The following is a 14,388-nucleotide window of genomic DNA, read 5'->3' as shown; positions in this document are numbered from 1 at the left end:
TTCAACCCCGCGACACGCCCGCCCAATACGCCGATAACGGCGGAAGCGGCCGTACCGTCATCGCAGGACAGCTTGACATAACTATAACCGTCAAGTTGAAGGTTAAGGTTGAAAGGGAAGGCACCATGGCCGCACCGCAGAACTACATCACCGCCATCAAGGTCGTCGGCGTTGGCGGCGGCGGCGTGAACGCCGTCAACCGCATGATCGACGTTGGCCTCAAGGGCGCGGAGTTCATCGCGATCAACACCGACGCGCAGGCTCTGCTCATGTCCGACGCGGACGTGAAGCTGGACATCGGTCGCGAGCTCACGCGCGGCCTCGGCGCCGGCGCGGACCCCGAGGTGGGCCGCAAGGCCGCAGAGGACCACGAGGACGAGATCGCTGACGCCCTGCGCGGCGCCGACATGGTGTTCGTCACGGCAGGCGAGGGCGGCGGCACCGGTACGGGCGGCGCGCCCGTGGTGGCCCGCATCGCCCGCGCGCTTGGCGCGCTGACCGTTGGTGTGGTGACGCGCCCGTTCGGCTTCGAAGGTCGCCGCCGTGCGGACCAGGCCCAGGCGGGCATCGAGAAGCTGCGCGAAGAAGTGGACACGCTCATCGTGATCCCCAACGACCGGTTGCTGTCGATCTCGGACTCCAAGCTGTCCGTGCTCGGGGCCTTCGCGGCGGCAGACCAGGTGCTGCAGGGCGGCGTACAGGGCATCACCGACCTCATCACCACGCCGGGCCTCATCAACGTGGACTTCAACGACGTCAAGTCCGTCATGAAGGGCGCGGGCACCGCGCTCATGGGTGTGAGTTCCGCTCGCGGCGAGGACCGCGCGCTCGAGGCCGCGGAAGGCGCCATCGCGTCGCCACTGCTCGAGGCCTCAATCGAGGGCGCTCACGGTGTGCTGCTGTCGATCGCCGGTGGCTCCAACCTTGGCATCAAGGAGGTGGAGAACGCCGCCCGCCTGGTGCGCGAGGCCGCCCACCCAGAGGCGAACATCATCTTCGGAACGGTCATCGACGATGCCCTTGGCGACGAGCTCCGCATCACGGTCATCGCCGCGGGCTTCGACGGCGGGGCGCCCACCACGCGCAAGCACGAGGGAGCGCTCGGCGGCTTCGAGAACGCCGCGCCCACCCCCGCGGCCGAGGAGCTCGAGCCGGTGGTGGCTCCCACCGAGACCAGCACCGTCCCGCAGCCCGTCGAGGCCGACGCCGACACGGACGCGATCGACATCTCCGCCACTCGAACCACTCGGGACACGCTCGACGTCCCCGAGTTCCTTCGCTAGTCGCGCCTGCGTGGCACTCGACGCTGGGCTCCCCGTCCGCGCGTTCTTCACCACGCGCGATGGGGGAGTCAGCGTTGAGCCTTACGACTCGCTGAACCTCGCCGACCACGTAGGCGACCTTCCCGCCCACGTTGACCTCAATCGCGCCGCGATAGCGGAAGCGGCGGGCGCCGAGCCAGTCTTCGTCGTCGCGGAGCACGGTGCAACCGTTCACCACGTCTCACGGCCCGACGCTGTGGTTCCGCCAGCCGACATCCTCGTCACCGATGTGGCTGGGATAGCGCTCGTCGCTCTCGCCGCGGACTGCGTTCCGCTGTTGCTCCACGACGGCGCCTCTGGCGCCGTCGTTGCCGCCCACATCGGGCGGCAGGGCCTATGGAAAGGTGCGGTGGACGCTGCGGTGGCCGCGCTGCTCGACAGGCGTCCCGCGAGGGCGAGCAGAGCGCTCATCTTTGCGAGCGTCGGGCCTGCGATTTGTGGCCAATGCTACGAAGTGCCAGCGGAAATGCGGCGAGAGATCGCCGAGCGCCACCCCACAGCGTTCTCGACGACGCGGTGGGGCACGCCGGCGCTCGACATCCCGCGAGCAGTCGAGACCCGGCTCGGTGAACTGGGCATTGGGCAAGTGGTGAGGGTGCGCGCGTGCACCCACGAGGAGGCGCAATTCTTCTCCCACCGCAGGGACGGCGTGACGGGCAGGCAGGCCGGCGTCGTGGTGTGCGGCGTGTCGCTCCTGGGAGGGCCCTCGCGGGCAACGTAGCGTTACTTGTGACAGCGGCACGAGGGTGCCGTGGAACGTGATTGGGGACAACATGAGCGCGGTACGCAAGATGGCCCAGTACCTCGGATTCGACGTTGCTGACAACGAGCAGTACGACTACACCGAAGACGAGCTTGCCCCTGTGACGAACCTGCATGACGTCTCTGAGGTGCGCTCGCACGCGAAGCACGCCGCGCCGGAGCCGGAGCGTGCCAACCCCGCGGCACTGCGCCGCATCCAGACGCTCAACCCCAAGAGCTACAGCGACGCCCGCATCATCGGCGAGGCCTTCCGCGTTGGCGTGCCGGTCATCATGAACCTGTCAGCGATGAACGATGCTGACGCGAAGCGCCTCGTGGACTTCTCCGCTGGCCTCACGTTTGGCCTCCAGGGCACGCTCGAGCGGATTGCCACCTCGGTGTTCCTGCTGTCGCCTAAGCACGTGCATGTGGCGGTTGACGAGCAGCCGCAGCGGGTGGAGACCGGGTTTTACGACCAGGCCTGACCTGTAGGCTCGCCGGGTGGATGTCCTCATCAACCTTGCGAGCCTGCTGCTTTTTCTCTTCATGATCTTGTTGCTGGCGCGCGTTGTGCTGTCGCTCGTGATCTCGCTTTCCCGCGACTGGCACCCCAAGGGTGCGGGCCTCGTGGCCACCGAGGGCGTGTTCACCGTCACCGATCCGCCGCTCAAGGCGCTGCGCAAGATCATCCCGCCGCTCAGCATTGGGCAGATTCGCCTCGACCTCGCGTTCCTCGTGTTGTTCTTCGCGGTTTCTATTGCGTGGCAGGTGCTCAACGGCCTGTAAACGGCTCAAGTGCGTGCCGATAGTGATGTAGGTAAAGTGGCACGTAAGTCTTAAGGCCGCCACGGCGGTCACTGCGAAACGAGGTTCGACATGGCATTGCTGACTGCGGAAGACGTTCTGAACAAGGCGTTCTCCAAGACCAAGTACCGCGAAGGCTTTGACCAGGATGAGGTCGACGACTTCCTTGACGAGGTGGCGAACACGATCGCCCAGCTCACCGCAGAGCGTGACGAGCTTGCCGCGCGCGCCGCGAATGGAGCGGCCCCTGCAGCCGCCGCTCCCGCAACTCCTGCCGCCGAGGCGCCTCCCGTCACGTCCGCTGGTGGCGTGCCCGGCACCACGGGCCTGCTTGCTGCTGCCACCGAGCCGGGCGCCGTCAACCCAACGGGCATGCTCGCGATGGCGCAGAAGCTCCACGACGAGTACGTCCAGGCGGGAGAGGCGGAGCGCGACCGCATCGTTGCCGAGGCGCACACCGCAGCCGACGAGATCCGCGAGCGTGCCGATGGCGATGCCAAGGCGCGCATGGAGGAACTCTCCGGGGAGCGTGCGGACCTTGAGGCCCGCATTGACGACCTCCGCCGCTTTGAGCGCGACTACCGTGCTCGTCTCAAGACCTACCTCGAGAACCTGCTCGGCGACCTCGACCACAGCGGCACCGCCGCTGCGGGCGCTGGGGTTGCGGCCGGTTTCGCGGCGTCCGAGCTTGCGAACGGCGATGACCCTGCCGACGAGCCCGACGCTGGGGCTGAGGACGGCGCGGGCGCGGAGACCGCGGAGGGTGGCTTTGACGCCGTGCTCGTGGAAGACACCATCGTCGCCGACGTCTACGAAAGCGAAGACGGCGAGACCGAGGTGGTGGTGATCGAGGAGTACGAGACGGCAACCCCCGTGTCGTTCGACGAGGCGCTCAACGGTTACGGCGAGCCCCAGGCTGACCAGGGCCAGGCCACCGAGTTCACTCCGCAGGCCTTTGAGCCGGTGGGAGAGCCAGAGCAGTCCGGTGACCAGCCTGCAGGGCCTGAGGAGGAGGCCCCTGCCGCCCCGCCGAGCTACGACGCCTCGCAGTCGTGGGAGTCTCAGTTGGCCCCGCAGACGGGAGCGGTGCCCAGTGCACCAACCAACCCGTTTGCCCCCGTAACTCAGCCTGCCGAGACCGAGGCGGCCCCAGCGTCGGACGGTCAAGCGGCCGAGCCGAGCGTGGCGCCCGCCGAAGAAGAGCCGGCGCCGTACACGCCGCCGTCGAGCCGCATGTTCAACGACCTCTACGGCCAGCAGCGCCCGGAGCAGGGCAACTAGTTTCCGCTCATAGTGAAGCGCCGCGTCCTTAGGGCGCGGCGCTTTGCTTTGCCCCCACAAACCGGACTAGTCTCACTCCACTAGTCGCACAACGGCTGCCGAGAGAAGGACTACTCATGACCAGCACAGATGTGACCACCATTTCGGTGGATCCTGCCGACCTCAAGGCGGCAGACGTTAAGAAGCTGGCCGTCCGCGACGGCGACGAGCCGTGGAAGGTTGCGGAGCTGCGCGACATCGTCAAGACGCTCAACGCCGATGTTGAGCGCCTTGTGGCGGAGTTCCAGGCCAACGAGAACGAACTTGATGACCTGCTCCACACGTCCGACGGCGCTGGCGACGACCAGGCAGACGCCGGTGCCACCGCGCTCGAGCGCGAGCAGGAGATGTCCATCGTCAACAACACGCGCGAGATGCTCGAGCAGAGCGTTGACGCGCTGCGTCGCGTCAAGGCCGGCACGTATGGCGCATGCCAGGTGTGCGGCAACGGCATCGGCAAGGCCCGCCTGCAGGCGTTCCCGCGCGCCACGCACTGCGTCACCTGCAAGCAGCGCGAGGAGCGGCGTTGACGTGGCGACCAGCCCTGTGGCTGGTCGCTCTTGGCGTAGTTCTCGTTGACCAGGCGTCCAAGCAGTGGGCGCTGAGCACGCTGCAACCGGGTGAGGTTCACGAGGTTCTTGGGCGCTTCCTTGCCATTGAGTTGGTGAAGAACCCCGGCGCTGCGCTGTCGCTCGGCGAGAACCACACGTGGATCATCACGGCGGTGGGCATCGCGGTGAGCGTCGCGATCATCGTGTACGCGCGCCGCGCGCAGAGTTCGCTTGCCGTGTGGATCTTCGGCATCGGCCTTGGCGGCGCGGTGTCTAACCTCATTGACCGCTTGTTCCGTGCGCCGGGCTTTGGCCAGGGTCACGTGGTCGACATGATCAACTACAACGGCTGGTTCGTGGGCAATATCGCGGACATCGCGATCGTTGGCGCGGCCATCGCGTTCGCGGTGCTCGCGGCGTTTGGGGTGCGACTGCTGGAGCCTGCGGAGCCCACTGAACCCGCTGAACCCGCTGAACCCGCTTCCGAGGCGACTGCGGACGCCGAAGCCTCCCCAGCGTCGGACGGCAGTGCCTGACACCCGTCACCTTCCCGTGCCCGACGCCCTCGTGGGCGAGCGCGCGGACGTTGCCCTTGCACGCATGCTTGGTTTGTCCCGAACGCGTGCTGCAGAACTCGCCGACCTTGGCCTCGTCACCCAGGGCCTAGGGACGCTTGGCAAGGGTGATCGGCTCGCCGATGGCATCGTCACGGTTGAGCTGCCCGACGCTAGGGCGGCGGTGCCCGAGCCTCCCGTTCCCGGCGGGTTGCGGGTGGTCTACGAGGATGACGATGTTGCCGTGGTGGACAAGCCCGTTGGCGTTGCAGCGCATGCGTCTCCGGGCTGGACGGGGCCAACGGTTGTTGGGGCGTTGGCTGCCGCTGGGGTGACGCTCGCGGCGTCTGGGGCCGCGGAGCGCCAGGGGATTGTGCACCGGCTGGATGTGGGCACCTCTGGGCTCATGGTGGTCGCGAAGTCCGAGGTGGCCTACTCCGTGCTCAAGCGTGCGTTCAAGGAACGCACCGTGGAAAAGATCTACCACGCGGTGGCGCAGGGGCACCTGGACCCCACGGCGGGCACGATCGACGCGCCTATTGGCCGGCACCCTTCGAGTGACTACAAGTTCGCGGTGGTTGAGGGTGGGCGGCCTTCTGTGACGCACTACGAGGTGCTGGAGATGTTCCCGTCCGCGTCGCTGGTGGAGATTCACTTGGAAACGGGGCGCACGCACCAGATCCGGGTGCACATGGCCGCGATGCGGCACGTGCTGGCTGGGGACCTGACCTACGGTGCCGATCCCGTGCTGGCGCGGCGCCTTGGACTGTCGCGACAGTGGCTCCACGCGCGCGAACTTGCCTTTGAGCACCCCACGCGCGGGGGAGAGGTGCGGGTGACCTCGGAGTATCCGGAAGACCTTGCCGCGGCCCTGGAACTCCTGCGCGCCTAACCCCCTATGTGTGCCTCAGCACCACTTTCGGCGCCCTCACGTCTCCTGTGTGTGTCTCAGCGCGACGTTGCGTGAGAGTGTGTCCCCATGAAGGTCATTGCCGTCACTACGCCAGAGGAACTCGCCGCCGCCCTCGAGATCCGCTTCGAGGTCTTCGTCGACGAACAAGGCGTCTCTCCGGATTCCGAGGCCGATCACCTCGATGACGACCCCCGCACCCTGCACTGCCTCGTAGTCACCGATGAAGACGACTTCTTTGGCAACATCGCCCCCGTCTATATGGCGGGGACGCCCATGGGTCCGCCTCCCGGCACGCCGCTTGCGACGGGCCGCCTCATCGCGCCCAACACGGACGTGGTGCACGGAGAGGGGAGCATCATGGACCCCGCCAACCCGCACATTGGGCGCCTCGCGGTGGTGGCCGGCGCCCGCGGCACGGGCGCCGGCCGTCTGGCCATGGGCTTCTTGGAGCAGGCGGCACTGGCCCGCCACGGCGCCAACGGCGCCGTGCGCGTGGAACTCAGCGCCCAGGACCAGGCCATGCCGTTCTACGAGAAGCTGGGCTACACGGTGCACGGCGACGGGTATCTGGACGAGGGCATCCCGCACCACGACGCCTACAAGGACATCTCCTAAGGCAGCGCCGTGAGGGCCTTCCGGATTCTCTGAGGACTGACAGACCCATCTGTCCCCAGCGTCTGCGCGAACAGCGACACCCGGAGCTCCTCGATCATCCACCGCACGGCCTGAGGCGACCCGGACGCGACCCACTCGTCCTCAACCTCCCGCACCTGCCACGCGAGCGTCTGATCGCGGTTGACGCTGCTAGGCGCCGCCTCCAGGCGTCGCCGCAGGCCCGCCAGTTATCGCGGCAGGTGGGGAAGCCTGTCCGCAGGCGTCCGCGCCAGGAAGCCATCAAATACCAGGCCCGACGCTTGGGTTCGGATCTCCTGGATCGTCGCCAAGAGTGCCATCGAGGTGGCGGCCCTCACCTCCGCGTCGAGCTCCCGGCTCGTGGTGAGGATTCGGACGCAAAGGCCCGCGAGGCGATGGACTTGGTCCTCGAGGGACGCGCGCACGCGCTCGCGCGCGTGCGCGAAGGCCTCGCCGGTGCGGATCTGACCCGCGTCGGGGACGAGCGCCGTGACGGCCGCGAGCTGCAGGTCGGCAACGAGCGCCTCCGTTGACCGATACGGCGACGACGCCAGCGCCAACGCCTCGGTTCCGGTCCAGCGGGTGGTCACGCGTTTCACTGGCAGCGCGAGTTCAGTGAGCAGCAGTCTCCTCACGCCGGCCGCGTGCGCGTCGGCGTCGGGAGACGCGAGCACCGTGAGCGTCGGCACCCCGCTGCGATCCACGATCGCCGGGTAGGCGCGCACCCCGCCCGATCCCTCGATAACGTCCTCTAGATCGTGCGGCCAGGCAGAGATCGCCTCGCCTACCGGAGCCGGAGACGGCGCCGTTGTACCGATGCGAGTTGGCGCCGGCGCGCTGGGCTTGCCCGCCACGGCTTTGGCCACCGCCACCTGGGCACGGGGCGCAAGGGACCGCTGCAGGTACTCGAGGTCGGGTCCCTCGCCAACCACACGCGAGCCGTCCTCCACCCGGAACGTCATGCGCAAATGTGCGGGAAGCCGCTCGTCCACGCCCTCCCACGCCTCCGCGGGAATCACCACGCCCCGCAACGCCAGCGCAGCCGCCGCGAACGCCTCATGAAACCCAGCCCCATCGGCAGCCAACACGGCGTCGATAGCCCGCGCAGCGTCGGGCGCTGGGACCAACTGGACGCGAACGGCCTTGGGGAGCGCGCGAATCGTCGCTGTCACGAGCTCAAGCCGCAGGCCGGGCACGAGCCAATCGAAGCCGTGCGGCTCGAGCGAGGGGAGCAGCGCCAAGGGCACGTGCACGGTGACGCCGTCCGCGTCGGTGCCGGGCTCAAACTGGTAGGTGAGCGGTAGCTCCACCCCGCGCACGGACCACGTCTCAGGGAAGCCTTCTGCGTCGTGGGAGCCCGGAAGCAGTTCCTCGACGGTGAGCGTCAGCAGATCCGGACGGCGCCGCCGCTCACCCTTCCACCAACGGTCAAAGTGCCTGGTAGAGATCACATCGGCGGGCACGCGATCGTCGTAGAACGCAAACAGATCATCGTCGCCGAGCAGCGCGCCAAGGTTGCGCGTGCGCGCCGCGAGATCCTCGGCCTGGGCAAGCGCGCGCTGATTCTCGCGCCAGAACGCGTGATGCGTCTCCCAGTCGCCCTCCACCAGAGCGTGGCGGATGAACAGATCCCGGGCGTCCGCGGGGTCGATGCGCCCCCACAGCACCGTGCGGTCGGCGACGATCGGCACGCCGTACACGAGCACCTTCTCCGTGGCCACGGCCGCGCCCCGACGCTTGGACCAGTGCGGTTCCGAATACGAGCGCTTGGCGAGTGGCCCGGCAAGCTCCTCCGCCCACTCCGGCTTGATCGACGCCACGTCGCGAGCCCACAGCCGATTGGTTTCCACGAGCTCCGCCGCCATCACGAACGCTGGCGGCTTCTTGGATAGCGCGCTGCTTGGGTTGATCGCAAACCGCGCGCCCCGCGCGCCCAGGTACTCGTTCGTGGCCTGCTTGCGCGCGCGCCGCATCGCGGTGGCCCGCGCCTCTCCGCGCAGGTGAGTAAAGCTTGAAGCCTTGATTTCCCCGGAATCCTGCGCGCCAATCTGCGACAGCAGCCCCGCGAGCACCGAGCGGTGAATCGCGTCCTCGTCCTGCCCTTCGCCGAGGCGAGGCATCGCGATCCCCAGGCCCTTCGCCGCCTGCCGAATCTGCTCCACCACGTCTTGCCACTCGCGAATGCGCAGGTAATTGAGGAACTCGGCGCGGCACAGGCGCCGAAACGCACTCCCGCTCAGCTCTTTCTGCTTGTCCGTGACGTACCGCCACAGGTTGAGGTAGCTCATGAGGTCGCTGCGCGGATCCGCGAAGCGGCGATGCACAAGGTCGGCCTCTTCGCGCCGCTCTTGCGGGCGCTCTCGTGGGTCCTGAATGGACAGCGCGGCGGCGATGATCGCCACCTCTCGTGCCACCCCAAGCTTCCCGCCCTCCACAACCATTCGCGCCTGGCGAGGGTCCATGGGAAGCACGGCAAGCGCCCGCCCGACGCTGGTGAGGGCTGTGCGGCCGTCTCGCGTATCGATTGCGCCCAGTTCGGCGAGTAGGTTCACGCCGTCGCGGATGGCTCGCGTGTCCGGTGGTTCGACGAAGGGAAAGGTTGCGACGTCATCGGGAGAGGAAGCGACCCCAACGGAGATCATCCTCAGGAGAACGCTCGCGAGGGACGTGCGGAGGATCTCTGGCTCGGTGAACTCGGGGCGGCCCTCGAAGTCTTCCTCGGAGTACAAGCGGATGGCGATGCCGTCGGCGAGGCGGCCCGCGCGGCCCGCGCGCTGGTTTGCGGAGGCCCTGGAGATGGGCTCGATCGGAAGACGCTGCACCTTGGTGGCCTTGGAGTACCGGGATATGCGGGCCGTACCAGGGTCAACGACGTAGTGAATGCCAGGCACGGTGAGCGAGGTCTCGGCGACGTTGGTTGCCAACACGATGCGCCGCAACGAGTGCCTCTCGAACACCCGATGCTGCTCAGCCGCGGAAAGGCGAGAAAACAGCGGAAGCAGCTCCACCCGTCGGTCCGTTGCTAAGCCCGCCAGAGCGTCGGCCGCGTCGCGAATCTCCCGCTCGCCGCTGAGGAAAACCAGGATGTCGCCGTCACCCTCGGCCATGAGTTCCTCGCACGCGGACACGATTCCCGTCATGACATCGCCGTCGGTGACCTCGCGATAGCGATGCTCCACCGGGAAGGTGCGGCCCGTGACCTCGATGACGGGCGCGTTGAAATGCTGGGAAAACCGCTCGCTGTCGATGGTCGCGGAGGTGATGATCAGCTTGAGGTCTGGGCGACGGGGGAGCAGGTTGGTGAGGTAGCCAAGCAGGAAGTCGATGTTGAGGCTGCGCTCGTGGGCCTCGTCGATGATGAGGGTGTCGTAGGGGCGCAGCAGCGGGTCGCGTTCGATTTGGGCCAGCAGGATGCCGTCGGTCATTACCTTGATCTTTGTGGCACGCGACGACCGGTCCGTGAATCGCACCTGGTAGCCCACGGTGGTGCCCAGCTCCGTGCCGAGCTCCTCCGCCACGCGCTCCGCTACGGCGCGCGCAGCGATGCGGCGCGGTTGGGTGTGGCCGATGCGCTCGCGGCCAAGGCTGAGCGCGATCTTCGGCAACTGCGTGGTCTTTCCGGAGCCCGTCTCTCCAGAGACGATGACCACCTGGTTGTCGCGAATCGCGGCCGCGATGTCCTCCCTTCGCGCGCTGACGGGGAGGTCAGGCGGGAAAGTGATGGGGAACATGGCGACTATTGTCCCAAGCCAGCCGGGTCGCCTGGCGCATGCGTGCCGATTCGCCGCTCGCCTTCAACAGCCATGACCACTCAGAGGCACGTTGATGAGGGAAACAGGCCCGGAAGGGCCCCAAAAGTGGTTGGGATTCGTGGGCGGCCGCGGCCAATGTGACGCACGTGACAGAAGTGGCGAGAGTGGTTGCGGCGTGTCGCTGCGGGGCCGCGCGCCTTAGGTCTCCCGCGTCGGTGGGGGTGCCTAGAATCGAGGGCATGCCTGGCAAGGACTTCGTGCATCTTCACGTCCACACGGAGTACTCCATGCTGGATGGCGCGGCCCGCATCGGTGAGCTGATGACGGAGGCGCAGCGCCTTGGCCAGAGCGCCATAGCCACCACTGACCACGGGTACCTCTTTGGCGCGTACGAGTTCTGGTCAAAGGCCAAAGCCGCTGGTATTAAGCCCATTATCGGGCTCGAGGCGTACCTCACGCCGGGCACCGCGCGCGGCGACAGGACGCGCGTGCGGTGGGGTGAGCGCGGCCAAGAGGGCGACGACGTGTCCTCCGGTGGCGCGTACACGCACGCGACCATGTGGGCGCGCGACACCGCCGGAATGCACAACCTGTTCCGGCTGGGTTCTTACGCGAGCCTCGAGGGGCATTTCTACAAGGCCCGCATGGACCGCGAGTTGCTGCAGAACTATGCCAAGGGCATCATCGCCACCACCGGATGCCCGTCCGGCGAGGTCCAGACCAGGCTGCGCTTGGGCCAATACGACGAGGCGCTCAAGGCAGCCGCCGAGTTCCAAGACATCTTTGGCAAGGACTCGTACTACGTCGAGATCATGGACCACGGGCTCGATATCGAGAAGCGGGTGTACGAGGACCTCATCAAGATCTCGCGCGCCATTGGGGCGCCGCTCGTCGCCACCAATGACCTGCACTACACGCGCCGAGAGGATTCGCACGCGCACGAGGCGCTGCTGTGTGTGCAGTCCGGCTCCACGCTTGACGAACCCACCTACGAGCAAGGCGGCAAGCGATTCGCGTTGAGCGGCGACGGCTACTACGTGAAGTCTGCGGAGGAGATGTGGGCGCTGTGGGGCGATCGCCACCCAGAGGCGCTCACCAACACGCTTGCCATCGCGGAACAGTGCGAGGTGGAGTTCAACACGTCCGCGGACTACATGCCGGTGTACGACGTGCCCGCGGGGGAAGACGAGCACTCGTGGTTCGTGAAGGAGGTGCAGGCGGGCCTCCACCGCCGCTACGGCGAAGAGATTCCCGCGCACGTGCAAGAGCGCGCGAACTTCGAGATCGAGGTCATCTCGGACAAGGGCTACCCCGGATACTTCCTGGTAGTTGCCGACTTTGTGAAATGGTCAAAGGACAACAAGATCCGGGTGGGGCCGGGCCGTGGTTCCGGTGCCGGCTCAATGGCCGCCTACGCCATGGGCATCACGGACCTGGACCCCATCGTCCACCAGCTCTACTTTGAGCGCTTCCTCAACCCGGAACGCGAATCCAAGCCTGACTTTGACATCGACTTTGACGAGCGCCGCCGCGGCGAGGTCATCCGTTACGTCACCGACAAGTACGGCGAGGACCGCGTCGCCCAGATCGTCACGTACGGCACCATCAAGGCCAAGCAGGCGCTCAAGGACGCGACGCGCGTGCTCGGCAAGCCGTTCTCACTCGGGGAGCAGCTCACCAAGGCGTACCCGGAGCCTCAGCAGGGCCGCGACATGCCGCTGAGTGGCGTCATGGACCCCACCCACGAGCGCTACAACGAGGGCGCTGACTTCCGCGCCCTGCTCGAGTTGGATCCCGACGCGCGTGAGGTCATGGAGACGGCCAAGGGCATCGAGAACCTTAAGCGCCAGTGGGGAGTGCACGCCGCGGGCGTCATTATGTCGAGCGCGCCGCTCATCGACATCATCCCCATCATGCGCCGCGAGCAAGACGGCGCGATTATCACCCAGTTTGACTACCCGACGGCCGAGGCACTTGGCCTTGTCAAGATGGACTTCTTGGGGTTGCGCAACCTCACGATTCTTGACGACGCGCTCGACAACATCGTGGCGAACGGCAAGGACGCGCTGGTGCTCGAGGACCTCGAGCTCGCGGATGACGAGACTTTTGCGCTGCTTGGTCGCGGAGACACCCTTGGCGTGTTCCAACTCGATGGTGTGGCGATGCGCGCCCTGCTGCGCCAGATGCGCCCCGACTCCTTCGAGGACATCTCCGCTGTGCTCGCCCTGTACCGCCCAGGCCCCATGGGCATGGGGTCTCACACCGCCTACGCGGAGCGCAAGAACGGGCGTCAGCCCGTGGCCTATCCGCACCCGGAACTCGCCGAGCCGCTCGCAGAAGTGCTCGACATCACGTACGGGCTCATCGTGTACCAGGAGCAGGTGCAGCGCATCGCGCAGATCGTGGCGGGCTACACGCTTGGCAACGCCGACCTGTTGCGCCGCGCCATGGGAAAGAAGAAGAAGGAGATCCTCGACAAGGAGTTCGAGCCCTTCAGCGCGGGCATGGTGGAGCGCGGCTACTCCGCGGCGGCCATCAAGGCGTTGTGGGACACGCTGCTGCCGTTCGCGGACTACGCCTTCAACAAGGCCCACACGGCCGCGTACGGCGTGCTGTCGTTCTGGACCGCGTATCTCAAGGCGCACTACCCCACGGAGTTCATGGCCGCGCTGCTCACGTCGGTGGGCACGGACAAGGACAAGTCTGCGCTGTACCTCGCCGAATGCCGCCGCATGGGCATTCGCGTGCTGCCGCCTGACGTCAATGACTCCGTCGCGTTCTTCTCCGCCGTTGGAGATGACGTCCGCTTTGGCCTCACGGCCGTGCGCAACGTGGGAGCGAACGTCGTGCAAGAGATCGTGAAGGCTCGCGAGGAACAGGGCGCGTTCACGTCCTTCGCTGACTTCCTCAGCAAGGTGCCGGCCTCGGTGTGCAACAAGCGCACCATCGACTCGCTCATCAAGGCGGGTGCCTTCGACTCCCTTGGCCACACTCGCCGCGGCCTCAATGCGGTCCACGAGACGGCAATCGATTCCGTGGTTGGCGTGAAGCGCCAAGAGGCCACGGGTCAGTTTGACCTCTTTGGTGATGACCCAGACCTCGGCGGCGGGGTAGTGGTGGAGGTGCCGCGCCTCGAGGAGTGGGACAAGAAGACGCTGCTTGGCTTCGAGCGAGACATGCTTGGGCTCTATGTGAGCGACCACCCGCTCTCCGGCCTGGAGCACGTGATCCGCAACGAGGCGACCCACCAGATTCTGACGGCGGACCCAGCCCACGGCGTTGGCGACGGCGTGCAGCTCACCCTCGCGGGCCTGGTTACCAGGGTGGATAGGCGCATAGCGAAGTCGGGTAACGCCTACGCGATCGTTGGCCTCGAAGACATGAGTGGCGAGACGGAGGTGAGCTTCTTCGGCAAGACCTTCGACACCTTCGCCCGCGACCTCGCGGAAGACGCTGTGCTCGCCATCACCGTGCGCGCTCGCGAGCGGGCCGACGGCGGCGTGCAGTTCTCCGCTGTCGAGGTGCGCGTCCCCAACACCAATGTCGTGGACACCTCGCCCGTGGCCATCACGCTTCCTGCGGCTCGCGTCACGCCACCGCTCGTGGAGCAGGTCAAAGGCATTTTGCGCTCTCACCCGGGTTCGATCGAGGTACGCATGGTGCTCACGGGCTCTGGGGACCCAGTCACGATGCGGCTTGGCGACGAGTTCCGCGTGGCGCGGTCGTCGGCCTTGTACGGTGACCTGAAGGCGGCGTTTGGACCGTCCTGCCTGGCGTCCTAGTTCGCCGCACTAGGCT

The 14,388-nt window shown here is 66.9% G+C and carries 10 protein-coding genes and 1 pseudogene; 10 read left to right on the top strand and 1 reads right to left on the bottom strand.

Annotated elements, in window-relative coordinates:
• The first annotated feature begins 125 nt into the window (after nt 1-125).
• The 9 genes from ftsZ (at nt 126) to QM618_RS10545 (ending at nt 6,820) form a co-directional block, all read left to right on the top strand.
• Nucleotides 126-1,283: a cell division protein FtsZ gene (ftsZ, locus tag QM618_RS10585; protein ID WP_428098472.1), complete on the top strand. Its 1,158-nt coding sequence runs from the start codon at nt 126-128 to the stop codon at nt 1,281-1,283.
• Nucleotides 1,284-1,293: 10 nt separating this feature from the next.
• Entirely contained in the window at nt 1,294-2,043 is a 750-nt protein-coding gene (locus QM618_RS10580; RefSeq protein WP_428098468.1) for a polyphenol oxidase family protein, read from the top strand.
• A 52-nt stretch (nt 2,044-2,095) separates the two neighbouring features.
• Entirely contained in the window at nt 2,096-2,548 is a 453-nt protein-coding gene (locus tag QM618_RS10575) for a cell division protein SepF (protein WP_428098465.1), read from the top strand.
• Between the two features lie 16 nt (nt 2,549-2,564).
• Nucleotides 2,565-2,849: a YggT family protein gene (locus QM618_RS10570; protein ID WP_428098461.1), complete on the top strand. Its 285-nt coding sequence runs from the start codon at nt 2,565-2,567 to the stop codon at nt 2,847-2,849.
• A 90-nt stretch (nt 2,850-2,939) separates the two neighbouring features.
• Nucleotides 2,940-4,148, top strand: a complete 1,209-nt coding sequence (locus QM618_RS10565; RefSeq protein ID WP_428098457.1) for a DivIVA domain-containing protein — start codon at nt 2,940-2,942, stop codon at nt 4,146-4,148.
• A gap of 116 nt (nt 4,149-4,264) precedes the next feature.
• On the top strand, nt 4,265-4,717 hold the full coding sequence (locus QM618_RS10560) for a TraR/DksA family transcriptional regulator (RefSeq protein WP_428098453.1): 453 nt from the start codon (nt 4,265-4,267) through the stop codon (nt 4,715-4,717).
• A complete protein-coding gene (gene lspA, locus QM618_RS10555; protein WP_428098449.1) occupies nt 4,714-5,274 on the top strand; it encodes a signal peptidase II in 561 nt (186 codons plus the stop codon). The genes QM618_RS10560 and lspA overlap by 4 nt, the downstream gene beginning before the upstream one ends.
• Complete coding sequence (locus tag QM618_RS10550) at nt 5,267-6,184, top strand: RluA family pseudouridine synthase (protein WP_428098444.1); 918 nt, start codon at nt 5,267-5,269, stop codon at nt 6,182-6,184. The genes lspA and QM618_RS10550 overlap by 8 nt, the downstream gene beginning before the upstream one ends.
• Before the next feature lie 87 nt (nt 6,185-6,271).
• Complete coding sequence (locus QM618_RS10545; protein ID WP_428098441.1) at nt 6,272-6,820, top strand: GNAT family N-acetyltransferase; 549 nt, start codon at nt 6,272-6,274, stop codon at nt 6,818-6,820.
• Here QM618_RS10545 and hrpA read toward each other — a convergent pair.
• Nucleotides 6,817-10,569 (bottom strand): annotated as a pseudogene (gene hrpA / locus QM618_RS10540) (ATP-dependent RNA helicase HrpA). The gene QM618_RS10545 and the pseudogene hrpA sit on opposite strands and share 4 nt — an antisense overlap.
• 260 nt (nt 10,570-10,829) lie before the next feature.
• On the opposite strand from hrpA, the gene dnaE reads away from it, so the two are divergent.
• A complete protein-coding gene (gene dnaE, locus QM618_RS10535) occupies nt 10,830-14,372 on the top strand; it encodes a DNA polymerase III subunit alpha (protein WP_428098438.1) in 3,543 nt (1,180 codons plus the stop codon).
• Nucleotides 14,373-14,388: the final 16 nt, after the last annotated feature.

This window comes from Demequina sp., from assembly GCF_049841215.1.
Taxonomy (GTDB): domain Bacteria; phylum Actinomycetota; class Actinomycetes; order Actinomycetales; family Demequinaceae; genus Demequina.
Note: the sequence above shows the minus strand (reverse complement) of the source record. Positions and strands in the feature narration are given on the sequence as shown.